General features: G+C 70.7%; 22 protein-coding genes and 1 pseudogene. 10 read left to right on the forward strand and 13 right to left on the reverse strand.

The window, feature by feature from the left end; genetic code table 11:
* Positions 1–77: 77 nt before the first annotated feature.
* From NL115_RS19770 to NL115_RS19785, 4 genes are all read right to left on the reverse strand, one after another.
* Positions 78–863: an SDR family NAD(P)-dependent oxidoreductase gene (locus NL115_RS19770; RefSeq protein ID WP_254831037.1), complete on the reverse strand. Its 786-nt coding sequence runs from the start codon at positions 861–863 to the stop codon at positions 78–80.
* Positions 864–1,021: 158 nt separating this feature from the next.
* Positions 1,022–1,738, reverse strand: coding sequence for an HAD family hydrolase (locus tag NL115_RS19775; RefSeq protein WP_254831038.1), 717 nt, complete (start codon positions 1,736–1,738; stop codon positions 1,022–1,024).
* Positions 1,739–1,789: 51 nt separating this feature from the next.
* Entirely contained in the window at positions 1,790–2,263 is a 474-nt protein-coding gene (locus tag NL115_RS19780; RefSeq protein ID WP_254831039.1) for a hypothetical protein, read from the reverse strand.
* On the reverse strand, positions 2,260–3,474 hold the full coding sequence (locus NL115_RS19785; RefSeq protein WP_254831040.1) for an outer membrane protein assembly factor BamB family protein: 1,215 nt from the start codon (positions 3,472–3,474) through the stop codon (positions 2,260–2,262). The genes NL115_RS19780 and NL115_RS19785 overlap by 4 nt, the downstream gene beginning before the upstream one ends.
* Before the next feature lie 159 nt (positions 3,475–3,633).
* On the opposite strand from NL115_RS19785, the gene NL115_RS19790 reads away from it, so the two are divergent.
* Genes NL115_RS19790 through NL115_RS19800 form a run of 3 tightly spaced genes read left to right on the forward strand, consistent with a single transcriptional unit; the run spans position 3,634 to position 6,543 of the window.
* Positions 3,634–4,752, forward strand: a complete 1,119-nt coding sequence (locus NL115_RS19790; RefSeq protein ID WP_254831041.1) for a hypothetical protein — start codon at positions 3,634–3,636, stop codon at positions 4,750–4,752.
* Positions 4,749–5,816, forward strand: coding sequence for an ABC transporter permease (locus NL115_RS19795; RefSeq protein ID WP_254831042.1), 1,068 nt, complete (start codon positions 4,749–4,751; stop codon positions 5,814–5,816). The genes NL115_RS19790 and NL115_RS19795 overlap by 4 nt, the downstream gene beginning before the upstream one ends.
* Before the next feature lies 1 nt (position 5,817).
* On the forward strand, positions 5,818–6,543 hold the full coding sequence (locus tag NL115_RS19800; RefSeq protein ID WP_254831043.1) for an ATP-binding cassette domain-containing protein: 726 nt from the start codon (positions 5,818–5,820) through the stop codon (positions 6,541–6,543).
* A gap of 22 nt (positions 6,544–6,565) precedes the next feature.
* Here the strand turns inward: NL115_RS19800 and NL115_RS19805 are convergent, their stop codons facing one another.
* Entirely contained in the window at positions 6,566–7,231 is a 666-nt protein-coding gene (locus NL115_RS19805; protein ID WP_254831044.1) for an HD domain-containing protein, read from the reverse strand.
* A 197-nt stretch (positions 7,232–7,428) separates the two neighbouring features.
* Entirely contained in the window at positions 7,429–10,566 is a 3,138-nt protein-coding gene (locus NL115_RS19810) for an FAD-binding and (Fe-S)-binding domain-containing protein (RefSeq protein ID WP_254831045.1), read from the reverse strand.
* A gap of 136 nt (positions 10,567–10,702) precedes the next feature.
* Between NL115_RS19810 and NL115_RS19815 the strand changes: the two genes are divergently transcribed.
* Both NL115_RS19815 and NL115_RS19820 read left to right on the forward strand, forming a co-directional pair.
* Positions 10,703–11,104: a DUF5518 domain-containing protein gene (locus NL115_RS19815; protein WP_254831046.1), complete on the forward strand. Its 402-nt coding sequence runs from the start codon at positions 10,703–10,705 to the stop codon at positions 11,102–11,104.
* Between the two features lie 47 nt (positions 11,105–11,151).
* Positions 11,152–11,811: a DUF4352 domain-containing protein gene (locus tag NL115_RS19820; protein WP_254831047.1), complete on the forward strand. Its 660-nt coding sequence runs from the start codon at positions 11,152–11,154 to the stop codon at positions 11,809–11,811.
* A 10-nt stretch (positions 11,812–11,821) separates the two neighbouring features.
* Here NL115_RS19820 and NL115_RS19825 read toward each other — a convergent pair whose 3' ends face one another.
* The 5 genes and pseudogenes from NL115_RS19825 to NL115_RS19840 form a co-directional block, all read right to left on the reverse strand.
* Positions 11,822–12,010, reverse strand: a complete 189-nt coding sequence (locus NL115_RS19825) for a hypothetical protein (protein ID WP_254831048.1) — start codon at positions 12,008–12,010, stop codon at positions 11,822–11,824.
* Between the two features lie 26 nt (positions 12,011–12,036).
* A pseudogene (locus tag NL115_RS20745) lies at positions 12,037–12,510 on the reverse strand (hypothetical protein); the annotation flags it as partial.
* Between the two features lie 30 nt (positions 12,511–12,540).
* Entirely contained in the window at positions 12,541–13,284 is a 744-nt protein-coding gene (thyX, locus tag NL115_RS19830; protein ID WP_254831049.1) for an FAD-dependent thymidylate synthase, read from the reverse strand.
* 53 nt (positions 13,285–13,337) lie between these two features.
* On the reverse strand, positions 13,338–14,774 hold the full coding sequence (locus NL115_RS19835; protein ID WP_254831050.1) for a hypothetical protein: 1,437 nt from the start codon (positions 14,772–14,774) through the stop codon (positions 13,338–13,340).
* Positions 14,775–14,891: 117 nt separating this feature from the next.
* Positions 14,892–16,979 carry a hypothetical protein gene (locus tag NL115_RS19840; RefSeq protein ID WP_254831051.1) on the reverse strand — a complete coding sequence of 696 codons (2,088 nt, stop codon included), beginning with the start codon at positions 16,977–16,979 and terminating at the stop codon, positions 14,892–14,894.
* A gap of 128 nt (positions 16,980–17,107) precedes the next feature.
* On the opposite strand from NL115_RS19840, the gene NL115_RS19845 reads away from it, so the two are divergent.
* Positions 17,108–17,902 (forward strand): creatininase family protein, encoded by a 795-nt coding sequence (locus tag NL115_RS19845; RefSeq protein WP_254831052.1) that lies wholly within the window; start codon positions 17,108–17,110, stop codon positions 17,900–17,902.
* Positions 17,903–17,963: 61 nt separating this feature from the next.
* Positions 17,964–18,386, forward strand: a complete 423-nt coding sequence (locus NL115_RS19850) for a dual specificity protein phosphatase family protein (RefSeq protein ID WP_254831053.1) — start codon at positions 17,964–17,966, stop codon at positions 18,384–18,386.
* Between the two features lie 132 nt (positions 18,387–18,518).
* On the opposite strand, the gene NL115_RS19855 is transcribed toward NL115_RS19850, so the two are convergent.
* A complete protein-coding gene (locus tag NL115_RS19855) occupies positions 18,519–19,409 on the reverse strand; it encodes a DUF7537 family lipoprotein (RefSeq protein ID WP_254831054.1) in 891 nt (296 codons plus the stop codon).
* 96 nt (positions 19,410–19,505) lie between these two features.
* Between NL115_RS19855 and NL115_RS19860 the strand changes: the two genes are divergently transcribed.
* The 3 genes from NL115_RS19860 to surE all read left to right on the forward strand — a co-directional run bounded on the left by NL115_RS19860 (position 19,506) and on the right by surE (position 22,807).
* Positions 19,506–20,378, forward strand: a complete 873-nt coding sequence (locus NL115_RS19860; protein ID WP_254831055.1) for a prephenate dehydrogenase/arogenate dehydrogenase family protein — start codon at positions 19,506–19,508, stop codon at positions 20,376–20,378.
* Positions 20,378–21,907, forward strand: a complete 1,530-nt coding sequence (locus tag NL115_RS19865) for a DUF8157 domain-containing protein (protein WP_254833121.1) — start codon at positions 20,378–20,380, stop codon at positions 21,905–21,907. The genes NL115_RS19860 and NL115_RS19865 overlap by 1 nt, the downstream gene beginning before the upstream one ends.
* 93 nt (positions 21,908–22,000) lie before the next feature.
* Positions 22,001–22,807, forward strand: a complete 807-nt coding sequence (gene surE / locus NL115_RS19870) for a 5'/3'-nucleotidase SurE (RefSeq protein WP_254831056.1) — start codon at positions 22,001–22,003, stop codon at positions 22,805–22,807.
* A 153-nt stretch (positions 22,808–22,960) separates the two neighbouring features.
* On the opposite strand, the gene NL115_RS19875 is transcribed toward surE, so the two are convergent.
* On the reverse strand, positions 22,961–24,754 hold the full coding sequence (locus NL115_RS19875; RefSeq protein ID WP_254831057.1) for a CocE/NonD family hydrolase: 1,794 nt from the start codon (positions 24,752–24,754) through the stop codon (positions 22,961–22,963).
* Between the last annotated feature and the right edge of the window lie 34 nt (positions 24,755–24,788).

The following is a 24,788-nucleotide window of genomic DNA, read 5'->3' on the forward strand; positions in this document are numbered from 1 at the left end:
GCGGTTTTTCTGGTGCAGATTTTTTGCGTGAGTGGTTCCGCGCCGCAGGCGCGGAACCCGAGCGCAAAAAAGGTGCGTTAGAAGGAGAAGAGGTCGATACCGCCCGTGACACCGACGACCTGACCGGTGACGTAGTTGGCCTGCTCGGAGCAGAGGTAGGCGATCATGTTCGCGACGTCCTCCTCCTTGCCGAGCTGGCGCATCGGCGTGGCCTTCGCGATACGGGCGAAGTGCTCGTCGGTCTGTTCGAGCATCTCGATGTCCATGTCCGCGAGCGCACCGACGACGATGCTGGGTGCGATGGCATTGGACGTGACGCCGTGCTGGGCGCCCTCGAGCGCGAGCGTCTTCGCGAAGCCGATGAGCGCCGCCTTCGTCGCGGAGTAGGAGGCCTGGCCGAAGCCGCCCTGCCAGCCGGCCATCGAGGACATGTTCACGATGCGGCCCCACTCCTGCTCCTTCATGCGGGGGTAGACCTCGCGCGTGATGTTGTACGCGCCGGTGAGATTGACCGCCATGTCGCGGTCCCAGATGTCGTCGTCGAAGTCCTCGACCTTGTCACGCGCATCGACCATCCCGGCGTTGTTGATGAGGATGTCCGTCGACCCCATCTCTTCCTCGATGGCCTCGACGGTCGCCCCGACATCGTCGCGGTCGGTGAGGTCGCACTCGACGGCGAGAGCGTCGCCGCGGTACTCCTCGCCCTCGTTGATCTCGTCGGCGACGTTCTCGGCCTTCTCCTGAGCCACGTCGAGCACGACCACGTCGGCGCCCTCCTGGGCGAGTACGCGGCAGTCCTCGCTTCCGATACGTCCGGCGCCACCGGTGACGATGGCGACCCTGTCCTCGATTCCGAAGTCCATTACGACCGGCGTATCCCGTGGGCGTCGCTTAAACGTTTATCCGGCACACCAGCGGCCGTTTATCCCGTGAGGGCTCGGTGACCGACACACCAGCTAACCGACAACCACGCGAGCGATGTTTTCTCGGCGGGCAGGAGGGCTCGGACGACGCGAGGGAACTATCCATCGATTCCGACGATTTCCGGAATCTCCCGGAGGTCCGCGACGACGTGGTCGGCTGCCTTGCCGGCCGCTTCCTCGCCGTAGGCGATGGCCGAGAGTCCGAGCGCGCTCGCCCCCTCGATGTCGTGGCCGTAGCGGTCACCCACCATCACGCCCTGCTCGGGGTCGATACCGTGCTCGGCGGCCTTCGACAGCGCCGTCTCGAACATCCGGCGGTCCGGCTTCTTGTAGCCGACCGCTTCCGAGGTGGTGACGTGTGCGAAGTGCTCGTCGAGGCCGAGCGCACTGAACATGGACTCGGCCTCGGCCGCGTCCACGTCACTGATAACGGCCTGGTAGATGCCGGCCTCGTCGAGCGCCCGGATGGTCTCGACCGCCCCCGGCTCCGTGCGGAGCGTCGCGTCCGAGCACCGGTCGAGGATGGGTCGCCACTCGGATTCCGGCGGCGGGTCGCGACCCTCGGCCTCGAAGACGGCCTCGGTCGCGACGCGGTAGCCCGCACTGGCGGTCCGATACTCGGTACCGTCCCCGGCCCGGAAGTGCTCGCCGAGGGCGGTCTCCCACCGCTCGCGGGTCAGCTCCGGGTCCAGGTCGTACGCGTCGGCCAGTTCCGCGAGGAAGGCGGCGTACCCCTCTCGTACCGAGGCGAGTTCGACGATGACGCCGCCGATGTCCCAGAAGACGGCGTCGTAACGGCGCGTGGTGTCGCTCATGGTCGGGACTGGGACCGGCGGCGTGAAATCGGTGTCGCGTCCCGGCGGCGGTCAGTCGCGCTCCCCGCGGAGGTGGGCACGGAGGTGACCGCGGGGGCCCGACCAGTCCACGCCGACGACGAGCGCGTAGGCGAAGAGCAACGCCGCGAGCCACGTCAGCCCCACGTCGGTCGCCAGGTACACCGACCCCTGGACCTCGCCGGCCGAGCGGACGAGCAGCGTCCCGAGCCCGAACTGTAGCGCGACGGCCGTGACCGAGAACGCCAGCACGCGCGCCGTCGACGGCGGCTGCCGGATGCCGGAGAGGACCCCCGCGACGACCGCCGTGGCGAGCGTCCCGAGCGCGCTCGTTGCCCCGAGCGCCGGTGAGAGCAACAGCGCGTCCGTGACGGCCCCCACCGCCCCGCCGACGGAGAACCCGAGGAGCAGGAAGTACGCGACGGCGTACCCGACCCGCATCGCGGTTCCCGGCGGGTCCGTCGACTCGTCGTCGGTCGGGTCTGCCCCGTCGGTCGGGCCGGTCATCTGTCACCCTCCAGCGCGAACACGCCGCGTTCGTTGCGGACGTACAGGACGCCGTCGGCGACGGCCATCCCCGAGGGCTCCCCCCCTGGGAACGATACGTCGAACACCCGCGTGCCGTCGCCGGTCGCGAGCGCCGTCACGCCGTCGTCCACGGGGACGTACAGCCGGTCGTCCGCGATGGCGGACGTGGCGAAGCCCCGGTCCGGCAGGTCGGCGACCCACCGCTCCCCGCCGGTGGCCGCATCCAAGGCGACGACCCCCCGGTCGTTCGTGACGTAGACGCGGTCGCCGTCGGTGACGGGCCCGCGGAGGTCCTCGGTGTCGAACGGCGCGCGCCAGAGCTCCGAGCCGTCCGCGGCGTCGAAGGCGTAGACGGGCCCGTTGGCGACGAAGACGCTGCCGTCCACCACTGCGGGTGCGGTCACGTCGAGGAACGGCAGGTCGAGGCGGTCGGTGGTCCACTCGACCGCGCCGGTGTCCGGGTCACGGCCCTGGAGGACACCGTTGTCGGCCCCTGCGGGCTGCCGGGCCGTCAGCAGTATCCCGTCGTCGGGCGCGTACGCCAGTGGCACCGCGACTGTCTCGGCCGTCCAGTACGGCAATCCGGTCTCGACCGACAGCGCGACGAGCCGGTCGGTCCCGTCGACCAGCGAGCCGAGGAAGACGGTGTTCCCGACCGCCAGTACCTCCCGGAAACTGCTGTTCGTCGCGTACGCCCAGTCGCCGTTCCCGGTCCCGGCATCGAGCCCGTAGAGGGAGACGTCGGCGACGGTGAGCGCGTGGCCGGCCGCCAGCTGCGGCCCGGACTGGACGAACTCGGTGCTCGCGTCGCGGCCGATGGGGTCGCGCTCGCGGTGGCCCGTCTGCCAGACGAGCGAGCCGTCGTCGGGGCGGAGCGCGAAGGTGGACGACGGGCGCACGGCGAGTACCTGCTCGGGCGTCGCGACGACGCCGGGCGAGACAATCGGATCGCGGGGCGTCAGGAACCGCCAGCGGACGCTCGCGCCGGTCCGGGGCCCCGGCTCGGGCTGGTACCCGGTCCGTCGAGGGTCGCGCTTGCGGACCGGCCACGACCCGGTTGGGACGGTCGAATCGAGCCGCATCTCGGGGCGGACCCGGTCGGGGGAGAGTCCCGCCGCGGCGAGGCTGGCGAGGAGCCCGCCCCCCGCCGCGAGTGCGCCGCGGCGGCTGAGGGTGGAGGGCGCCGTCATCGTCGGTCCGTCGCGGCGCTCCGGTATGTGTCTCCCGGCTCCCGTGGGCGTCGTTCCCGACAGGCATAAACCGCGACCCGACGACCGCCCGGCCATGGCAGGTTCCCCGCCCGCCGCCCGCTCCCCTCCCCCAGGACGCTCCGAGCGAGGTGGCGTGCGATGAGCCCCGACCGCCAGGCCCTCGCGGTCGCGGGTGCCGTCGCACTCCTCCTCGCTGGCGTCTGTGGTGCGGCCGTCGTCCTCTCGTACGAGCCACCGCCCCCGGAGCCCTACGAGCCGACCGAGAACGTCCCGGCCGGCACCGACTACGTGGGGACGCTGAACACGACCGAGTACCGCTCGGACCCCGCCGTGCGGAACGGGACCCGCGCCTCGCTCCGCTTCCAGAGCGCCGTGCAGTTCTACGACGGTCCGCCGTACCTCCGGGCACTGGCGGTCAGCCCGCCGTCGAACGCGTCGCTGAACACGTCGGCCGCGAGCCAGGTCACCTACTTCGGCCGGAGCGGCGAGCCGTACGGCGCCCGGCTCGTGGTGGCGAACTGGACCGCGAGCGACGCCACCGAGGCGCTCCGTGCCCGACACAGTGTCGAGTTCACGACCGAAACTCGGCGCGGGTTCACCATCTACCGCTCCGACCGCGGGCCCGCGGTCGCGGTGCTCGACAACGGCGCCGAGGGGGGCCCGATTCCGCGCGAGGGCCCACGCCTCCTCGCCATCGGGAACGAGAGCGCCGTCTCCGACGCCGTCGACGTGGCCATCGCCCGGGCCGACCCGGAGACCACTCCCGAGACGGTCGGGGGCGAACTGCTGCGGCGCTACGACGGCACCGACGACGGCTACGTCCGGTTCGCCTACCGGTTCCGCCCCTCGACGGTCCCGGACTACCCCTTCGTCGGCCCGGCCGTCCGGACCGTGGAGTACGTCGGAACCAGGTACACGCTGAACGAGACGGCCGCCGCGGCCAACGAGACGGCACCGCCCGACGTCCGCGTCCGCATCCGGATTACGAGCGAGGATGCCGAGAGCGCCGACGACGTGCGCAACATCATGAGTGCCGGGAAGTCGTTCTACCTGCTCCAGTCCTCGAACGCGACGCTGAAGACGGAACTTCGGCGGACCGCGTTCGATATCGAGGGACGAACGCTTCTCGCGGACTACGAATCCTCGCCGAGCGGCCTCCGGGTCCTCGTTCGAGGGCTGTTCCGGAACCAGCCCGAGCCCCAGTCGCTCGCCCGTCCCAGCCCCGCAATCGACACCGCCCACCAGGAGCCCGCATGAGCCTGCGCACCATCCTCCGGAAGGAACTGCTGTGGAGCCGCCACCGGATACTGGCGCTGCTGTTCGTACTCGTGCTCCTGCCGGGGGCGTTCGCCGGGGCGTCGGTGTTCTTCCAGCACGTCCTCCCGAAGGACGCGCCCGTGGCCGTGGTGGCCGGTGAAGATGTCTCCGAGGAGGAGTACGACGTGGTCGCGGCCTCCTTCCGGCTGTTCTCGAAGCCCATCCAGTACGACTCCGAGGCCGCGGCGATGCGGGACCTCGAGCGCGAGTCGGTGTACGCCGTCGTGAGCGTCCCACCCGACCTGGGCGACCCGGACGTCAAGCGGGTGAACATGACCGTCACCATCGACGGCGACATGACGCCGTACCGGGAGCCGTCGCAGGCGCTGGTGAGCGTGGTCGCGTCGACGATGAACCGGCAACTCGACAAGCGCGTGGTGGTCCAGCGCGAGATCAGCGGCGAGGAGCGCAAGCTCTCCTCGTACCTCCTGCCGACGTTCCTGACCATCATCGTCCTCACCTTCGCGTTCGCGTACCTGCCGTACAACCTCGCCCGCGAGGAAGCCGTCCTCGACCGGTTGCGCGTCGAGACCTCGCTCGATACGGTGGTCGCGGGGAAGCTCGCCTTCTTCACCGCCCTGCTCGCGGTGCCGTTGCTGGTCTTCCACGCCGTCGGGCTGGGGATGGGCTACGACGTGAACCTGCTCGCGCCCGCCGCCGTCGCCGCGCTCGCGCTGACCTTCCTCGCGTGCGGCGCCATCGCCACCGCCGTGACGTTCGCCTCCGGCTTCGGGACGACGGGCCGGCTGTTCAACGTCCTCCTCCTGTTCGCCTTCCTCGGGTTCTCGGGGCTGGTCTACCCGGTCGGCTTCTTCTCGCCGCTCCGACGGGATATCATCCGCCGGGTCCCCACCCACTACGCGATGCTCACGGTCCGGGGGGCCACCCTCCGTGACCTCCCCGTCGCCGAGTTCGGCCCCTGGCTCGGTGGCGTCGCGCTGTTCGCGCTCGCGATGCTCGTGCCGCTGAAGCTCTCGCTGCTCGCCTACGAGCGGGGGACCTGAGATGAGCGACCAGATGCCGACGCTGGATGCCACGACGGTCGCCCCCATCCGGGTCTCCGGGCTGCGCAAGCGCTACGGGCGCGTGATGGCGCTCGAGGGCGTCGACGTGACCGTCGAACCGGGCACCGTCCACTGTCTCGTCGGACCGAACGGCTCCGGGAAGACGACGCTCCTCCGGACGTTGCTCGGCCTCGTGGAGCCATCGGCCGGCGAGGTGTCCGTCCCGGACGTGCGCCTCGGGACCGCGTTCCAGCGCCCCTCCCACTACGACCAGCTGACGGTCGCGGAGAACCTGGAGGTGTTCGGCGCGCTCGCGGACGCCGATTCGGACTGGGCCGAGACGGTGCTGGACCGGCTGGGGCTGGACGTGGTCCGGAATCGTATCGCCGGGGAGCTGTCGGGCGGCTACAGCCGCAAGCTCGACCTCGCGCTCGCACTCCAGAAGGAGCCCGCCTACCTGCTACTGGACGAGCCACTGGGCGACCTCGACGACGTGACGAAGCTGCGGCTGGTCGAGTTCCTGGAGGCGTACCGGGATGCAGGCCACGGCGTGGTCGTCTCGACCCACAACCTCGGACAGTTCGCGGGGAGCGTGGACCACCTCACCATCGTCTACGACGGCGAGGTGCTGCTGGACGCGCCGCGCGAGGACATCGACGTGGCCGACGACGACCTGCAGGAGTTCTACGTCGAGCGGGTGCTGGGGGCGGCGTCCGACTCCGAGTAGGTCGTCGGTCCGGACCCGTGTGTCAGGCCTCGCCGTCGAGTCCGGCTTCGCGCTCGAACCGGTCGAGGAACTGGTCCATGAACTGCCGACGTGACTCGCCGAGCCGACGCGCGGGCTGGGTGTGCAACCGGTCCAGGCGCTCCGCGGCCCACTCGCGGAGGAGCGTGATGTCCGGGCGGTCCGGCGCCGGCGCGTCCGACGCGGAGGGGTCGTCGATGACCGCGTAGCGTTCGCCGGCCCGCCCCGACCGCTCGCCGACGATGCACGCCAGCCGAACCAGTCCGCGGGCCCCGGCCGCATCCAGTTTGTCGGCGTCGAACAGCAGTTCCGCCTCGATGGTCTCCGGCGTCGGTGAACTCGACCGGATGCTGTGGGCCCGGATGCAGTGTTCGACCGCCGCGGCGTGCTCGGGCGCGACGCCTTCTGCCTCGAGCAGTTCCACCGCTCTCGTGGCACCCCAGGCATCGTGGTCGTCGATATCACCAACCCGCTCACGAGGGCGCCCGATATCGTGGAGCCACGCGGCCGCGGCGAGTACGTCCTCGTCGACGGCGGCATCGCATTCGCGGGCCAGCCTGAGCGCCACGTCGCGGACGCGCCTGGCGTGGAACTGGTCGTGTGCCGGGAGGGCGTCTTCGTAGTAGGAGACCGACAGCTCGCGAGCGAGGGGACCGAGTTCCTGCGTCATTGGAGGGGGACGGGTGTCGGCCGCCGGCCGGCATAGGCGATGTGGAATCAATCGACCATCACAGGTCGGTACAGCCGACGCTGGGGTGTGGACGCCGAACTCCACCCGCAAATAATTCTATAATACAGGCCATATCCGAGTAATATGGAAGTTACGCAGCAGGCATGCGTACCTTGGACACAGAGTTTGAGAATCGGTTACTCTGCCAGCGACGCAGCCAGCACCTCCACGGGATGCGGCGGCCGCTCGTCGAGCCCCTCCCAGTCGTCGAGTTGCGTCCGGCAGGACGCACCGGGAGCCACCACCGCCTCGGCGGGACTCGCCTCGACCTGTTCGAACAGCAGTTCCCCGACCGCCTTGCTCATCGAGTAGTGTTCGGCCTCGTAGCCGAAGGAGCCGGCCATCCCACAGCAGGTCGAGTCGAGCGGGTCCACCTCGAACCCCGCCCGTCGCAGGACGCCCACGGCGTGGTGGTCCTTCTTCGTAGCCTTCTGGTGGCAGTGGCCGTGGTAGGCCAGCGACTCCGCGATGGGGCCGTGGCCCGCACCGGCGGCACCGTCGCCGACCGCTCCCGCGGCGTCGAACGCCACGTCCCGGTCGAGGTCGTGGCGGTCGAGGTACTCGCAGACGCCGAAGGTGTACTCGCGGACCATGTCGACGGCCGTACCGGAGAGCAGGTCGCCGTAGTCAGACTGCACCATCACCGCGTCCGTCGGCTCGACGACGACCACGTCCCGGCCGTCCTCGACGTGCGGTGCGAGTTCGGCCACCACGTCGCGAGCGCGGTCGCGGGCAGTGTCGAGGAAGCCCTTCGAGTGGGCCGCCCGGCCCGAGGGGAGCGGCGCTGCGAGTTCGACGTGGACGCCGGCCGCCTCCAGCACCGCGACGGCGGCCCGTGCGACCTCGGGCGTGACGTACGTCGAGTACGGGTCCGGCAGGAGGACAACCCGATGGGCGGCCATCTCGGCCTCGATAGCGGGGTCGTGGGTGTCGAACCACTCGACGAACGACTCGCTCGCGAACGATGGGAGGTCACGTTCGCGAGCGATACCGAGCGTCTTCTCGGCCAGCCAGCCGCTCCCGGGCAGCGACCCGAGCGCGTTGAGGAGCGGGGCGAACCGCGAGCCCGTCGCGGAGAGGTCGAACACGTTGGCGAAGAGGCGGTCGCGGCGGTGGGGCGTCCCACCCTCCTCGTGGGCGGCGTGCTCGACCTCGGCTTTCAGCTTCGCCATGTCGACCTGCGACGGACAGTCGCGGGCACAGCCCTTGCAGCCGACACAGAGGTCCAGCACCTCGCTCAGGAACTCGTGGTCGGCCGCCTCCACGTCGAGTTCGCCCGAGAGGACCCGCCGGAGCGAGTTGGCCCGGCCGCGAGTGGACTGTATCTCCTCGTCGGCCGCGCGATAGGTCGGGCACATCACGCCACCGGTCGTCTCCTGCGGGCCGCGACAGCCCCCACACCCGTGGCAGAGCTCGACCATCCCCTGGAACCCGTTCTCGTTCTCCCAGCGGAGTTCGGGCTCGAAGTCGGAGAGCGCGTTGTCGGCGTCGAACTCGTACTCGGGCGAGAACCGGAGGTTCTCGGTCATGTCCACGTCGCCACAGACCTGTCCCGGATTCAGCAGGCCGTCCGGGTCGAACTCGGCCTTCAGGTCGCGGAATATCTCGTATACGTGGTCGCCGTACAGCTTCCGGTTCCAGCCACTCCGGGCGCGACCGTCGCCGTGCTCGCCCGACACCGCGCCGCCGTACTCGACGACGAGGTCCGTCACGTCGTCGGCGATGGACTGCATCCGGTCGACGCCCTCGACGGTCTTCGTGTTCACCAGCGGCCGGACGTGGAGACAGCCGGGGCCGGCGTGGGCGTAGAAGGATGCGTACGTGTCGTGGGCGTCCAGCACCTCGCGGAAGTCGGCGACGTACTCGGGCAGGCGCTCGGGCGGGACCGCACAGTCCTCGACGAAGGAGATGTGCTTCGCGTCGCTCGTCCGCCCGAGCAGGATGGGGAGCCCCGACTTCCGGAGCTTCCAGAACCGTGCCCGCTCGTCGTCGTCGTGGGCCTCGCGTGCGAAGGTCGCCCGCGGCCGGTCGTCGCTGACCGGCGCGTCGCCGGGTGGGTCGGCCGTGGCGTCGTCGTCGAGCTGGCGTGCCCGGTCGGCGAACAGGCCCGCGACCTGCTCGCGGCCAGCCGCGTCGTGCTCGGCGTAGAACTCGACGAGGAGCACCGCACCCGTGCCGCCGGGCGCGAGTTCGCGAACGAGGTCGCCGAACTCCGTCGTGTCCCGTGCCAGGTCGAGCAACACGTCGTCCAGCACCTCGACGGCAGCCGGGTCGTGGTCGAGGATGGGCGCAACGTCGGCCATCGCCGTCACGAGGTCGTCGTACCCCAGCAGCGCGACCGACTTCGTCTCGGGCACGGGCTCCAGCGACACCGTGACCTCCGTCACCACGGCGAGGGTCCCTTCCGAGCCACAGAGCAGTTTCGCGAGGTTCACGGTCGCGTCCTCGGGGAGCGGCCCCTCGTCGTCGCCCGGCTCGCGGTCGAGGCCCTCGTACGCGTCCGCGACGACAGCGTCGAGGTTGTACCCCGAGACGTTCCGTTTCAGGTCCGGGAAGGTCGACTCGACGACACCGGCGTCCTCCTCCAGGAGGGTGAGGACGCGCTTCGCGACGCGGGCCCGGACCGACCAGTCGCTCTCGGCCCGGCGCCGGAGCTCGCCGAACGTCACCTCACCGAACGTCACCACGTCCCCGTCCGCGAGCACGACCTCGCAGGACTCGACGTAGGCGTCGGTCTTCCCGTACTGCAGCGAGTGCGCGCCGGTCGAGTTGTTGCCGACGGCGCCGCCGATGGCGGACTTGTCGCCCCACGCGGGGTCGGGCGCGAACTTGAGGCCGTGGTCGGCGAGTCGGGCGTTCAGGTCGCCGAGCAGACAGCCCGGTTGCGTCGTCGCCGTCCGGCGCTCGGGGTCGATGTCGACGATGGCGTCCATCTCGGCCGTGAAGTCCAGCACCACCGCCTCGTTCACGGACTGCCCGGCGAGCGACGTACCACCGCCACGCGGCAGGACCGGCACGCCCTCCTCGGCGCAGAACTCGACCGTCGCCGCCACGTCCTCGGTGTCACGCGGGAGGACCACCCCGACGGGCGTCACCTCGTAAGCGGAGGCGTCCGTCGCGTACAGCGAGCGCGTGAACGCGTCGAACCGGACCTCGCCCGCCACCCGTTCGCGGAGGCCCGCCACGAGGTCGGCGTGCTCCTCGGGGACCGCACCACCGGCGTAATCGTAGTCGGCCCGCGGGTCCGCCGCCGGGTCCGACTCCTCGGTTGCCATATCCCGCTCTCCGACCGCCGCCCACGTTAATCCCCGCGCCGAACCGTGGTTCCGAGCGAGGGAAGGCGCCCCACGACCGCACCGGCCTGCTGGCACCACCGTGGATTTCTTGCCGTCCGGGATGGAAAAATCGCGCATGTCTCACGGCACCGGCGAGGCGGCGACACGGCGCGACGGCCGGGGGGCGCCGGTCTCGGCGCTGACGGGTGGCCTCGTCAGCTTCGTCACGATATTCCTCCCCTTCGCACCGGTCGTCGGGGGCGCGATCGCCGGCTATCTCCGCGCCGGCGACGCCCGGGCGGGCGCGCTGACGGGGAGCCTCGCCGGCCTCGTCGCGGTGCTCCTGCTCGCGGGACTCGCGAGCGGGGTCCTCGCGCTGCTCCCCGTCCCCATCGATGCGGCCTCGTTTCCGGACCCACTCGGCCTCGCGCTCGGTGTCGGTGGCGTCCTGCTGGCGGCCTACGTCCTCGTGTTGAGCACGGTCGGCGGCGTCTGTGGCTCGTTCGCCGCCAGCGAGGTCGACATCATGGGCCGGTGACCCGGCCGAGGCGGAACCTTCCTGTCGCTCGGACGAGATGAGCCGGTATGCACAGCCGCCGTCGGGTGCTCCGCGCGCTCGCGGCCGGAGGCATCGTCGCGCTCGCCGGCTGTGGCGGTGGTCCGGGTGGGTCCCGGGATGCCGGTGGGTCCCGGGATGCCGGTGGGGCGTCCCCGGCCGCGAGCCCGACGGCCGCCCCCAGCCCCACGCGCCGTCCGGGCCCGGCCCCGTCGGAGCGGGTTCTGGGCGCGGCCGCCACTGCGGTCGACGGCACCCGTGTCTCGGCCCGGCGCTGGACGGCGTTCGAGTCGGTCGAGTACGAGCACGAGGACGGGGCCGGCACGGCAACCGTCGAACCGCAGCGCGGCCGCTTCGTCGCGTACGACTTCCTCGTCGAGAACACCGGTGACGAGCGACTGCCGGCCGTGTCGGACACCGTCTTCCGGCTCCAGCTGGCCGGCGGCACCTACCGACACCTCCACAGTCTTGACGGGGTCGCGTTCGACCGGGTCGTAGAGCCCGACACCGGACCGGGTATCCGGCCGCTCGCGTGGTACGACGGGCTGGCTCCGGGGGCATCGGTCAGCCTGCAGCTCGTCTTCGACGTGCCCCATCGCCCGCGGTTCCGCCACTACCTCGCGTGGGACCACCCCACGCCGGTGGCGGGCGTCGAGGGAGTGGTCTTCCTGTGGCCGGGTGGAGGATGAGGAGCCGGATTCAGGTATCGGGCCACTTGTACGCGAATCCAGGTGGTGGCTCGCCGAACCACTCGAACAGGCGCTCCGTGTCGCTCCGGCTGAACTGGAGCGCATCGCGACTGAATCCGGGCTGGAAGCCGTGGCTCTCGAAGAGCGAACAGAGGAACTCCGCACGGTCACGTTCGTTGCCTTGATCATAGCCCGGCATCGGGTACCCTCTCTAGCTAGCCAGCCGTCACAGACGTACCACGCCCTCGCCGTGGTCACGGTCAGATCGAGGTCCGATGGAAACCGTTTCCGTCCGCTTCTGTACCAGGCCGCGAGGTCGTGGAGCGCGGGATGGGACCAGGTCCGGAACCCGTACAGGTCGCTGTAGTTCGATTCGTTCACAGTCCGGAACCGCTCGTTGTCGGTCTTGCGAGCCTGTTGTGCCTGGTATGCTGCAGTTCGTTCGAGGAACACGTCGGTACCCAGCGGTCCGTAACGTTCGCGAAGGAACTGTAGATACGGGCGCGTCGTCATCCGAATCCGGAAGTGGGGGTTCGCATCGTTCCGGCCGTGGATGTCTCCGTCACCCATCAACAGGCCGATGAGTCGCTCCATCTCCCTCTCGGTGAACTCGGGGCGGTCGCAGTCCGCGCGGGCCCAGTGTGAGCCGAGTCGCCCGAAGGACGTATCGCAGCCAGGGCACCGGTCGTAGTCGGGCATGGTGACGCTGGCTCCTGATTCGGTATAGAATCAGGGTGCGAGTCGGTTCTTCCGGTTCTTCATATGCTCCTCGTAATGCTGGAACGTGATGGGGCACCACTCCTCGGCGAGGTCGAGCACCCGCTCGGTCATATCGCGGATCTCCCACTGGCTATCGGCCGCGGCCCGCATGTCGGCGACGTGCATCAGCATCCGTGCGTTCATCGTCATCACGACGTTGACCTCGGTTCCGATGGGGAGGACGAACCGTGCGTCCTCGGGAGGCATCCCCAGATCGAGCAGGCGCTGGTACTCCTCGACCGACCGGGTGACCGACTCCCGGAAGATGCGCTCGCGCTCTGCCACCGTCTCCTCGTCCACGGAGCCCGTGGACTGGTTCCGACCCACCCAGTTCGGATCGCTGGCTGACGGTGGGGTCACCACCATCGCCCCCTCTCGAACCTCCTCCGGGTCGACATCGTCGAACGCCACGTACCGCATCGACTGGACATCGAAGGAGACGTGCCGGTGACGGGTGAGCTGTGCCATGCAGGAGCGGCTCATCCCCTCAACGGCGAAGGTGGCATGGGGGTGCTCGAACGGCCCGAAGTGGCCGTGGTCGAGCAGGTGACCGATGAGCGTCTGCTTCTTGTCCTCGATGTCGTCCCCCTCGATCTCCGCCATCGTCTCCTCGAACGTCTGGTCACCGACGAAGGTCGGACTGTAATCGTTGCGGGCCGCAGTACAGATGACCCGCTCGGGGTCGTCGGTCGCTTCCAGCAGGCGAACGTCCATACCACGTGGCGGAAGGCGAACGGAATAAGTCTAGTTGGTGCCGGCTCGAGGACCTACGGCGCCTCGAACTGTGCCAGCACCGCGGCCGCGCCGTCCCCTTCCCAGATGACCGTCACCTCGCTGCCGGAGTCGACCGCCGCGTACGTCGTGAAGCTGTCGCCGGCGGCGATGCCGTCCCCGCCAGCGGTCCAGGTGTCGACCTTGGTCTGTCCGTCGCTCGTGTACCTGACCCGGAGGTCCACGTTCACCGTGTCGCCGCCCTCGTGCTGGATGGTCACGGTCCCCTCGGCGTTCTGCTCGAAGCCGAACGCGACCTGCGGGGCCTCGGCGGGAGTGCCGCGGGCGCTCCCGCCCCCGCTGGCCTCACCGAAGCCGAACTCGTCGGCCAGGCGCTGCGGGTCGCCCGTGATGGTGAGCACCACGGCCCGGCCGTCGGCCGTGACCTCCGTCTCCGGCGGGGTCACGTCCTCGGAGCGTGATTTGGCGGTCTCGATAGCCGAGCGGAGCGTCTCCGCCCGATCGCTCACGACGCCCTCGTCGTCGTAGTAGAGGCGGACGGTCACCTCGCTGGAGGTGGACTCCGGTGCCGTGCCGCTCCCGCCGACGCCGACGATGCCCTGCGTGAGCGCCTTCACGTCCTGCGCGAGTTCGTCATCCGGCTCCCGGGTACCACCCTGACCGTCGCCGAAGTACATCGAGCGGACCGTCTCGCCGCTTGCGAGCGTCCCCGCGATGAACGGCGCGTCACCGAGGTCGGTCAGTATCTCGCCCACGAGGTCGTCGTCCGCGAGCGGGCTGCCGCCGCCGCCCGCGGTGTCGACCTGCGTTTTGACGGCGTCCAGTGCCGTCGGCACGCCCGAGGGGGTGGCCGTCAGTTCGCCGCCGCCCCGGTAGTCGCCGCCGGAGGTCGGGGTCTCGCCGGGGTACGCCACGTCGACCGTCGCGCCGGCGAGCGCGTCGGCCGATATCGCCGCGGCGACCGTCCGGGTCTTGTCGTACTCGGCCGCGCCGCCGTAGAGCGTGAAGCCCTCGTACTCGCCACGCTCGGTGAGCTGCTCGTTCTCGGCGAGCTGCGAGCGGATCCGTTCGGCGTCGAAGTCGCCGGTCAGGTAGCCGGCGTAGACGCTCCGGTCGTCCTGATACTTCCTGGGCTCGCCGCGGTCCGTCCCGACGACGCCGCTGAGCCGGTCGGCGTCGGACGGCGCCGCTCCCTCCACGTCGCCGGCGGTGTCCTCGACACCCTTCCGGAAGGACTCGGGGAGTGCGGCCTTCTGCTGGCGGTACGCGCTCGCGTCGACCGAGACGAACGACCGCGTCTGCACGTCGAAGACGGCAGCGGGGTCGAACAGGGCCGTGGCGTACGCTGGGGCGTCGGAGCCACTACCGCCGTCGGTCACGTCGGAGAGCTGTTCGGTACAGCCGGCGAGGCCGGTCAGGAGGGCTGCGAGTCCGCCGCTCGCGCGGAGGACATCGCGTCGTTCGGGGGCCATGAGCGGTCGTTCAGGACCTCCCGGCAAACGTCTTGTGTTCGGCACGTCCATCGCGAGAGAAGCGTCGGTCCGGCGGTTCCGGGAGAACCGCGGCCGAGGCCCCGGCCGACAGCGGCGTCAGCTCCCGGAGGTCGGCGTCCCGTCCTCGACGGGCGTCGGGGTCCGGGTGCTGGTGGACGTGCTCGTCTCGGTGGGCGTCGCGGTGCCGGATTCGGCTGGGGTCGCGGTGGCCGAATCCGTCGGTGTCGCGGTGCTCGATTCGGCCGTGGTCGGAGTGCCGGATTCGGTCGTCGTCGCGGTGCTCGACTCCGTCGGCCGCGGCGTCCGCGTCGGTGTCTCGTCCGGGGTCGCGGTGCCCGTCCGCGTCTCGGTGGCTTGCTGGGGGGGCTGCGTCTCCGTCCCCTCCGCGGACGCCGTTCGGGTTCGGCGGGGCGTCCCCGTTGGTGCGCTGCGGTACTCGGCGAGCGTGACTGCCCCCTCACCATCCCAGATGACACGGACGGACCCGTCCTCGGCGAGGGCGAGTTCGGTCGTGTAGGTGTCCCCGGCCGCGATGGCGTCGCCCTCGGGCTCCCAGACCTCCTTCCGGCCACCTTCCACCGAGTCGTAGACGACGACGAGCGGCTGCTCCACGTGGTCGCCGCTCTCGTGCGTGATGGCGACCCGGTTCTCGCTCCGGGTTTCGAAGCCGAAGGCGACCTCCGGAGCGTCGGACGGCTCCGGCGGCCGGTAGAGGCCAAGCGTCGCCGAGGAGCCACCCTCTGGGGAGGTCCAGATGACGCGGAGGATACCCGTGACGGGCTGGTCGGTGGTGACCGAGTCGCCGGCGGTGATGGAGCCGTCGTCGGGTTGCCACTGGCGCTCGATGCCCTCGCCGTTGGACTCGTACAGCAGCCCGATGGTGCCCTCCGTGCCGACCTCGTCGCCGCCGTCGTGGGTGACGGTCACGCGGCCGTCCTCGCGGCGGTCGAAGGTGAACGAGACCTGCGGGGCCCGTGCATTGGGCTCGTTGCTGTCGCCGAAGCCGAGTGCCTCGTAGAACGCCGACGGGTCGCCGGTGATGGCGACCGCGACCGCCGTGCCGTCGGTCTCGACCGTGACCTCCGGCACGGTGAACGCCTCGGACTCCGCCCGGAGCGCATCGCGGAGGTCCTCGACGGCCGCGGCGCCGTCGCTCGCGGCGGACTCGTCCTCGTACAGCAGCCGGAAGTCCACCGCGCCGCTGCTGGCGCCGTCGGCGTCGGCACTCCCGCCGAACGCGGTCAGGCCCATCGTGACCCGGCGGAGGTGGCGTTCGACGGGGCTCGGCTCCGGCTCGCTCACGGTCGGGGTACTGGCGCGCCGGTCGTCGGCCCCGCCGTTGTCGTTCCCGTCCCGGCCGTCGGCCTCCGGGGTAGCCGTCGTCGCCTCCGGCGAGCGGAACCCGAGCCGCTCGCGGAGCGTGGCGGCGTCGAACGCCAGCCCGCCGACGATGGGGCCGTCGAGTGCCTCCGCCAGCCGGTCGAGCCGGTCGTTCCCGGCGAGGAGGCCGCCGGACCCGCTCGCGCCGGCATCGACGTGGTGGACCACCGCGCGCTCGGCGCTGACGCCACCAGCCGGCGTCCCGGAGGGTGAGGGGGGTGTCTCGCCGCGCGGCGGGTTGCGGTACTCGCCGCCGGCGTCGGCCACCGTGAGAACGACCGCCTCGTCGCCGACGGCCGCGGCCGCCGTGTTCCCCGGCGAGTAGCGGTCCCGTCTCGTGTAGAGGTCGTACCCCTCGTACTCGCCGTCGGCACTCACCTCCGAGTTCGACCGGATGGCGCTCGCCACGGCGTCACTGTCGAACGACCCCGTTCCGACGGTCGTCAGGATGAACTGCTCGTCGCCGTAGTCGTCCGGATTCGGGTCGGCGAAGGCGCCGAGGCCGGTCACGCGGTCGAAGTCCTCGACGGCGACCCCATCGTACTCGTCGGCCGCCCGCTGGACGGCCTCGTTCGCCTCGGCCGGGAGCGCGGCCTGCTGCTCGCGATACGCCGCGACATCGACGGCGTAGAACCCCTGGAACGAGGCGTCCAGCAGGGTATCGGTGTCGAACAGCCAGTCGGCGTACGCGGGTCGTTCCTCCCCGGGTGCGTCCGTGACGTCCTCGATACAGCCGGCGAGGCCGCCACTCAGGAGGGCTGCGACGCCTCCGGCACGGAGCACGTCGCGACGTTTGGGTGACATCATTGGTCGGTGTCGATGGCATCGGTAAGTGTCTTCGGTGTCTCCACCTCGGGAACTGCCGGGCGACGGGAGCCGCAACCGATACCTGTGGGACCACCTTCATGCCACCGCCGCCCGTCGACTGCTCTATGTATCTCGCTGACGAGGCGTGGCCGGACCTCGAATCGTACTTCGAGTCCGAGTCGCTGGCCATCGTCCCGCTGGGGTCGACCGAACAGCACGGCCCGCACCTCCCCGAGGGGACCGACCATCTCATCGCCGAAGGGCTCGCCCGCGCCGCGGCCGACAGGACGGGCTACCTCTGCACGCCGACCATCAACATCGGCGTCAGCCCCCATCACAAGCAGTTCCACGGGACGATGTGGGTCGACGCGCCGCAGTTCCGCGACTACGTCGAGTCGTTCACCCGCAACCTCACCTACCACGGCATCGACCGCGTCGTCTACGTCAACGCCCACGGCGGCAACATCGAACACCTCCAGGAGGTCGGCCGCCGCCTCTACGACGACGAGACCGCCTTCGCCGTCGAGTGGATGTGGGACGAGTCCATCCCGGACCTCGTGGACGACCTGTTCGAGCACAACGGGCCCCACGGCGGCCCGAAGGAGACCGCAATGATACAGCATCTCCACCCCGACCTGGTCCACGACGACCGGCTGGAGGAGGCCCGCGACACCGGCGTCCTGATGGAGGAGGTCGAGAACGCCGAGCCCGACGGCCGCCGCCGCGGGATGGTCCACGGCGCCCGCGCGTTCTACGACGCTGCCGACAACACCGACAACGGCGTCCTCGGCGACCAGACCGACGCCACGGCCGAGAAGGGTGCCGAGCTGTTCGAGGCCTCATGCGACCAGCTCGTGAAGCTCTGTGACTGGCTCGCCGCACGCGAGCCCGAGGAACTGCGCCCGAAACCCCACGTCTGAGCGTCTCGCGTCGGCGGATGTCTGACTGACCTTCTTGTCGTACCCGTCCGTGTGCCCGACCATGCATCAGGTCGCCGAGAGGCTGTACGTCGGGGGAATCGGCGCCGCGAGCGAGGAGCCGGCGCTTCACGACGCGGCCATCGAGGTCGTGGTCGGACTCACCCACGACCCCCCGGCCGGCGGCTACCCCGACGCCGTCCGCGTGGTGCGTGAGCCGATGATGGACGGTCCCAGGAACGAGGTCCCGGCTTTCGAGCGCGCGGTCGAGGCGACCCTCGACGCGCTGACGAGCGACGAGCGCACGCTGGTCCACTGCTCGGCTGGCGCCTCGCGGAGCGTCGCGGTGGCCGCGGCGGCGCTCACCGAGACGACCGACCGCGACCTCGAAGCCGCCTTCCGGCAGGTCGTCGACCGACGACCGCCTGCCGACCCACATCCGGCGCTGGTCCGGCATGCGGCCGACTACGTCGGCCTGGAGGACTGAGGGACGCTTCCATGTAACATGACCCATTATACATATATGTGGGTCAGAAGGCATTAATCTGAATACTATCGGAGAAATAGTCGATGGAGGATGTTATTCGAGAGTTAACCGACAGGCGCATCGTAGCAGGCTTCAGCTCTCTGATGCGGCCTCGGCCTCGCTCAGCCACCCCGGCTCCGCGACGGTCACGTCGCTGGTCGCCGTGGTCCGGAGTTCGATGAACAGCCGGCGTGGCGTTCCGTCGCGGGTCCCTCGGATGTCGACCACGCCGCGATGGATGACGCCACGCTCGTCGACCAGCAGCACGCCGGTGGCGTCGGTGATGGTCGTGCTCTCGTTGACCGCCGAGCCGTTCACCTCGGCGAGCGTGTATCGGGCCATCGTCCGGCCGTCGCGCTCGACCACCTCGGCACCCGAGAAATTGGCGAACCGGAACAGGCTCTCCGCCGAGCGGGCCACGTCGGCACGGCGTTCGTGGTACTGCTCGAACGTGCCGCTGCCGTTCCGAACCCGGTAGCTCGTCCGACCATCCACCGCCTGGCGCCGGGAGAGGGTCGTCGCGTTGCGGTAGATGTCGACGGTGGTCTCCCCGCTGGGGGAGGTCACGCTGAACTCGCCGAGCGAGCGTTGCCCGTCGAGGTCACTCCGGACCACCGAGACCGACCGGGTTCGGCTCCCGTCGAGCATCGCGACCTGTGTCACGTTGAGAGCGTAGTCCGTGTCGGCGAGGCTGTCGACCTTCGCGTCCAGCAGGGCCGTGGGGTCCGCTACGCCCGACTCGCTCGTCCCAGCCGGATACGAGAACGCGGTCGAGCCGCCGTCGCCGCCGTCGCTGCCACCCCCACCGCCATCGGCGCCGTCACTGCCGTCGCCGCCGTCGCTTCCGCCCCCGCCACCGTCCCCGCCGTCGAGAGCCGCCGACCCGGTCGGGGATGGTGTCGGTGTCGGTTGCGTGCTCGTCCCACCACAGCCGGCGAGGACGACGAGACAGCACAGGCCCACCACCAGCAGGCTGTGTCGCATGCGCGCCAGTGCAACCCCACCCCGGATAGTGCTGGCGGCGGCAGCCCGGCCCCCGGGAGCGAACGGCTTTTGCCGGGGCGTCGGGAACCAGTCCGCATGAACCTGCTCGTGGTCGGGGCCGGGACGATGGGCCGCTGGTTCGCCCGGAGCGTCGCCCCCGCCGTCGACCGCGTGACCTTCGCCGACGACGACGCGGCCGCCGCCCGGGCAGCCGTCGCGGCCTTCGAGGAACGAGTGGCCGACCAGTCCGACCCGCCGGCGGCGGCCGTCGACGGGCAGCATGCCGACAGCGCGGCGGTCGACCTCGTCTGCGTGGCGGTCCCCATCTCGGCGGTCCCGGACGCCGTCGCCGAGCACGGCCCCCGCGCCGAACGCGCCGTCGTGGACGTCTCCGGGGAGATGGCGACCGCGGTCGACGCGCTCGCCGACGCGGCGCCCGACTGCGAGCGTGCCTCCTTCCACCCGCTGTTCGCGCCCGACAACGAACCCGGCAACTGCGCCGTCGTCGTCGACCGTGGCGGGCCGGCCGTCCGCGCGATCCGCGAGGCGCTGACCGACCGCGGCAACCACGTCTTCGACACGACCCCCGAGGAACACGACCGCGCGATGGCGACCGTGCAGGCCCGCACCCACGCCGCCGTCCTCGCGTTCGGCCTCGCCGCCGAGGACGTGCCCGGGGAGTTCCACACGCCCGTCTCCGGGCCGCTGGCCGACCTCGTCGAGAACGTGACCGGCGGGAACCCCTCGGTGTACGCCGAGATACAGGCAGCCTTCGAGGGCGCGGACGCGGTGGCCGACGCCGCCCGCCGCATCGCGGACGTGGCCGACGACGCCGAGGCGTTCGCCGAGATGTACGACGAGGCCAGCGCGGGAGCGTTCGGCGCAGGAACCGGGGAAGCGGCGGCCCCCCCAGACACCGACGCGCCCGGCCACGACACCGACGCGAACACGGACGGTGACGACGCATGATGGACGAGTCCCAGCGCTCCGACCTCCGGGACACGGCGCGCTACCTCCGGAGCGTCCGCCCCATCGACCCCGAGGAGGTGTTCGAGTACGTCGAGGGGCAGCCCCACCCCGGTATCGTGAAGCAGGGACTCCGGACGCTGGCGCCCGAGCTGGGGCTGGTCGAGACCGACGACGGGACCTTCGCCCCTGCCTCCGAGGAGCCGGTTCCGGCGTGGCGGGCCCGGGGTGTCGACGAGCACGTCACCGCGCTCCCGGACGCCCACGCCACCCGGCTGGAGGACCTGCTCGTCGAGCGCTACGGCGCCGGCTGGCCGGACGGCGACAGCGGCGACCGACTCCGTGCCCGGCTGCGCGAGGTCAAGGAGCACTACCTCCACGGCGGCGACGTGGAGTACGACGACGAGACGGCGCTCGCGTACGCCATCTACCACCTGCCGGGCTACTATGCGAGCGTCCAGTACGTGCTGGACGACCTCGCGAAGGCCGACCTGCTGGACCACCATCTGCGCGTGCTGGATGTGGGGGCGGGCGTGGGCGGGCCCGCGCTCGGCCTCGCGGACTACCTCCCCGACGACGCGCTCGTCCACTACCACGCCGTCGAGCCCGCGGCCGCGGCCGACGTGCTGGACGCGGTGCTGGAGGGGACGGGGCGGAACGTCCACTCGACGGTGCACCGCGAAACCGCCGAGGCGTTCGACCCGACCGGGCCGCTCGACGGGGCCGCCGCGGACGGCGGGAACGACGACGACGCGGCGGACGGCTGGGACCTCGTCCTGTTCTCGAACGTCCTCTCGGAGCTGGCCGACCCCTCGAAGACGGCCCGGCGATATCTCGACGCGCTCGCGCCCGACGGCTCGCTGCTCGCGCTCGCACCCGCCGACCGTAACACGGCGCTGGGCCTACGCGGCGTCGAGCGCGCGCTGGCCGACCACTCCGGCGAGGACGCTGCGACCGTGTGGGCGCCGACGCTCCGGCTGTGGCCCGACGCCGCGCCCAGCGACACCTGCTGGTCGTTCGACGTGCGCCCGGACCTCGACGTGCCGGGCTTCCAGCGCTCGCTCGACCGCGGCGAGCGTGGGCCCGACGCCGCCCCGACCGGGAGTGGGGACCGGGAGCCGGGCGACGGCGAGTTCGTCAACGTCGACGTGCAGTTCTCGTACAGCGTCCTCCGGCGGGACGGCCGCCGGGCCATCGACTACCAGCCCGCACACGACCGGTTCGCCCGCCTCGCGGACTCCGAGTCCCACGTCACCGACCGCGTCAACGTCGCCGCGGCGAAGTTGAGCCACGACCTGACCGAGGACCCCAGCGCCAACCCGCTGTTCCGCATCGGCGACGGCTCACAGGCGGCCGACCACTTCGCCGTCCTCGTCGACGAGGACGCGCTGAACGCGCCGCTGCGCGAGGCGGACTACGGCGACCTGCTCACCTTCGAGCAGGTGCTGGTCCTCTGGAACGACGACGAGGCCGCGTACAACCTCGTCGTCGACGATGAGGTCGTGGTGGAGTCCGTCCCGGTCCCACCCTGACCGGTGGGACACCGGGCAGTCCACGGGAGTGGACCACGAGCCACCCGCCGCCCGCAGGCACGGCTTTTTGCCCCGGCCGGCCGGAGGCGTGGCATGGAGGTTCTCCTCACCAACGACGACGGCATCGACGCCACGGGCCTGCAGGCCATCCGCGAGGCCCTCTCGCCGGTGGCCGACGTGACCGTGGTCGCGCCCGCCGCCGACCAGAGCGCTGTCGGGCGGAAGATGTCCAGCGAGGTGACCGTCGAGGAGCGCGAGGACGGCTTCGCCGTCCACGGGACGCCGGTCGACTGCGTGGTCGCCGGAACCCAGGCACTGGACCTCGAACCGGACCTCGTGGTCGCGGGGTGCAACCGGGGCGCGAACCTCGGTGGCTACACGCTCGGGCGCTCGGGAACCGTCTCCGCGGCCGTAGAGGCGGCGTTCTTCGATATCCCCGCCATCGCCGCCTCGCTCTACTTCCCCGGGAGCGACGAGCGCTACCGGGAGTTCGACCCCGACGTGCCCGCGTACGCGGAGGCCGCTCGGGCGACTCGCTTCCTCGTCGACCACGCCCCCGAGGCCGGCGTCTTCGAGCACGCCGATTACCTCAACCTCAACGCCCCGCTCCCGGCGGAGTACGAACCCGACGCCCCCGAGAGCGAGCCCAGCGCCCCGATGCGGGTCACGCGCCCGTCCCACGTCTACCGCATCGACGCCGAGCGCGAGGGCGAGCAGGTCGTCATCCACGACCACATCTGGGAGCTGATGGCCGAGGGAACCATCCCCGACCCCGACGGGACCGACCGCCGCGCCGTCGTCGAGGGCGAGGTATCGGTCACACCGCTCGCCGCGCCACACACCACCGAACACCACGAGGCGCTCGACGGCCTGGTCGCGGCGTACGGCGACGTCGAGTGACGGCCGACGGGCGGTCATCGCGACGAGCCGGGCGTCGCCACTCGACGGGTGAACGAGGGGCCGGGACAATCGCCCGACCCGCGAAGACGGGGCCGCAGAAGGCGTCGAGTCAAAGGTGTCGTCGTACGGCGCTCGCGCGCCGCCGCCGTGGTATCAGAGCGTCCCGGGGAACGATTCCAGCCCGGTGACCGGGTTGGACGCACCGGACGTGGACGACGACGCTGCCGCGAGACCGTCGGTCCCCTTCACGGGAATCCGAACCTCCGAGCCGTCGTTGTCGATGCTGACGCCCGCCGACGTGCGCGAGTTGAAGTACGCGATGTCGGTCGTCGAGAGGGTGACACGAAGCGTCTCGCCCGCCTCGAACTGGCGCTGGACGCCGGCCAGTTCGAACGAGATGTCCTGCGGTTCGCCAACCGGCCCCTCGACGCGGTAGGGCGTCGACTGGTTGTAGAGGAGTTCCGCGTTCCCCGCCGAATCGACGTGGTAGACCTTCGCGAAGACGAGCGGGTCGCGCCCCAGCGGCGTCACGTTCAGCGTGATTTCGGGCACGCCCAGGAGCTCCATCTCCTCCTCGACCGGGAAGTCGAAGTCAGCGAACGTCCCCGGCGCGTAGTCGTCGTTGCACTGGACGAGAATCTCGGAGTTGGAGCCGCCGACCGGGCCACCGGCGAGGTCGGTCGTCCCGCTACTGGCGTTCGTGGCCTCGGCCAGCGTCCGGGACGGACCCTCGGCCGCGCTCGGAAGCGCGTCCGCCTCGGCGAACGCCTCGGCCTCCTGCTGCCAGTAGGTGACCTCGGCGAGGTCGGCCCGTTTGCCGCCGGCGACGTGCTCGGTCATCCAGTCGAGCGCCATCGCGTCGATCTCCCCCTGCTCGAGCGGCGCCTGCTGCTCCAGCGAGTGGCCACCGCGGATGAACACCATCCGGCTGTCCTGCCCGCCGCCCTCCAGCAGTTCGTGGTTCCGAACCGCCTCGGTCGCGGTGAACAGCGTGTCGTTCCAGCCGGTGATGAGCAGCGACGGCGGCGCGTTCTCCGCGAGCCCGGCCGCCTTCGTCGACGGCGAGCGGAGCCTGAAGAACGACCGGGCCGCCGGCGAGAACTCGTTGGTCGCGACGCTCTCGGTGTAGAACTTGTACAGCCGCGGGTCGACGCCGTTCCGGACGTCGCGCGCGTCGATATCGTTGTCGCTGTCGCCGCCCGTCTCGATGTCACGCGAGCCCTGCGCGCCGAACTCCTGCAGGATAGTCGTCCAGCCCGCCTTGATGCCGCCGTTCGGGGCCAGCGAGTAGGTCAGGTCGTTCCACGCCCACCGTGGGACGATGGCGTCGAGCCGGTCGTCGACCGCAGCGAGGTTGAGCTGGATACCGCCGGCGTAGGAGAGTCCGTCCATGCCGACCTTGATGGACGGTCCGGAGCCGGGGTTGTCCACGTCGCGCGTGCCGTTCCGGCCACCGTCCGACTCGTCACCCTGCACGAGCAGGCCGGAGCTCTCGCAACCGACGTCCGCCTGACGTGCGTAGCCCAGCCAGTCGAGGAGCGACTGCGCATCCTTGACCTCCTTCGGCCCGTTGACGCCGACCTCGCCGTCGGACTCGCCGAAGCCACGCGAGTCGTAGGTGAGGACGACGAAGCCCGCTTCCGCGTATTTCGTTCCCGTCCGGACGAGCGCTGCATCCTCCTTGTCGCTCCCGTAACCGTGCGTCATCAGGACAGCCGGCGCCGGGCCCTTCGTATCCGGCAGGTAGAGCTGCGTCGCCAGTTCCTTCCCGTCCCACGTCTCGATGCGCTTCGTCACCGTCTCGACCTGCTCGCTGGCCGCCGCCGCGTTCGTGACGCTCGTCCCGAGCGCGCCCGCCGCGAGTAATGTCGTCGTCGCACCTTTCAGAAACGAGCGTCGGCCCGTCCCACCCGACCCACCACGGGCTCGCTGCCTGTCCTGTTCCATACCATACAATGCCGTACACCAACATAAAGGGAAA

The sequence above is a fragment of the Haloglomus salinum genome (assembly GCF_024298825.1).
Taxonomy (GTDB): Archaea; Halobacteriota; Halobacteria; order Halobacteriales; family Haloarculaceae; genus Haloglomus; species Haloglomus salinum.

Excerpts from the sequence above, each read along its gene's own strand:
- NL115_RS19770 (WP_254831037.1), bottom strand. The coding sequence starts at position 863 with ATGGACTTCGGAATCGAGGACAGGGTCGCCATCGTCACCGGTGGCGCC.
- NL115_RS19775 (WP_254831038.1), bottom strand. The coding sequence starts at position 1,738 with ATGAGCGACACCACGCGCCGTTACGACGCCGTCTTCTGGGACATCGGC.
- NL115_RS19780 (WP_254831039.1), bottom strand. The coding sequence starts at position 2,263 with ATGACCGGCCCGACCGACGGGGCAGACCCGACCGACGACGAGTCGACG.
- NL115_RS19785 (WP_254831040.1), bottom strand. The coding sequence starts at position 3,474 with ATGACGGCGCCCTCCACCCTCAGCCGCCGCGGCGCACTCGCGGCGGGG.
- NL115_RS19790 (WP_254831041.1), top strand. The coding sequence starts at position 3,634 with ATGAGCCCCGACCGCCAGGCCCTCGCGGTCGCGGGTGCCGTCGCACTC.
- NL115_RS19795 (WP_254831042.1), top strand. The coding sequence starts at position 4,749 with ATGAGCCTGCGCACCATCCTCCGGAAGGAACTGCTGTGGAGCCGCCAC.
- NL115_RS19800 (WP_254831043.1), top strand. The coding sequence starts at position 5,818 with ATGAGCGACCAGATGCCGACGCTGGATGCCACGACGGTCGCCCCCATC.
- NL115_RS19805 (WP_254831044.1), bottom strand. The coding sequence starts at position 7,231 with ATGACGCAGGAACTCGGTCCCCTCGCTCGCGAGCTGTCGGTCTCCTAC.
- NL115_RS19810 (WP_254831045.1), bottom strand. The coding sequence starts at position 10,566 with ATGGCAACCGAGGAGTCGGACCCGGCGGCGGACCCGCGGGCCGACTAC.
- NL115_RS19815 (WP_254831046.1), top strand. The coding sequence starts at position 10,703 with ATGTCTCACGGCACCGGCGAGGCGGCGACACGGCGCGACGGCCGGGGG.
- NL115_RS19820 (WP_254831047.1), top strand. The coding sequence starts at position 11,152 with ATGCACAGCCGCCGTCGGGTGCTCCGCGCGCTCGCGGCCGGAGGCATC.
- NL115_RS19825 (WP_254831048.1), bottom strand. The coding sequence starts at position 12,010 with ATGCCGGGCTATGATCAAGGCAACGAACGTGACCGTGCGGAGTTCCTC.
- thyX (WP_254831049.1), bottom strand. The coding sequence starts at position 13,284 with ATGGACGTTCGCCTGCTGGAAGCGACCGACGACCCCGAGCGGGTCATC.
- NL115_RS19835 (WP_254831050.1), bottom strand. The coding sequence starts at position 14,774 with ATGGCCCCCGAACGACGCGATGTCCTCCGCGCGAGCGGCGGACTCGCA.
- NL115_RS19840 (WP_254831051.1), bottom strand. The coding sequence starts at position 16,979 with ATGTCACCCAAACGTCGCGACGTGCTCCGTGCCGGAGGCGTCGCAGCC.
- NL115_RS19845 (WP_254831052.1), top strand. The coding sequence starts at position 17,108 with ATGTATCTCGCTGACGAGGCGTGGCCGGACCTCGAATCGTACTTCGAG.
- NL115_RS19850 (WP_254831053.1), top strand. The coding sequence starts at position 17,964 with ATGCATCAGGTCGCCGAGAGGCTGTACGTCGGGGGAATCGGCGCCGCG.
- NL115_RS19855 (WP_254831054.1), bottom strand. The coding sequence starts at position 19,409 with ATGCGACACAGCCTGCTGGTGGTGGGCCTGTGCTGTCTCGTCGTCCTC.
- NL115_RS19860 (WP_254831055.1), top strand. The coding sequence starts at position 19,506 with ATGAACCTGCTCGTGGTCGGGGCCGGGACGATGGGCCGCTGGTTCGCC.
- NL115_RS19865 (WP_254833121.1), top strand. The coding sequence starts at position 20,378 with ATGGACGAGTCCCAGCGCTCCGACCTCCGGGACACGGCGCGCTACCTC.
- surE (WP_254831056.1), top strand. The coding sequence starts at position 22,001 with ATGGAGGTTCTCCTCACCAACGACGACGGCATCGACGCCACGGGCCTG.
- NL115_RS19875 (WP_254831057.1), bottom strand. The coding sequence starts at position 24,754 with ATGGAACAGGACAGGCAGCGAGCCCGTGGTGGGTCGGGTGGGACGGGC.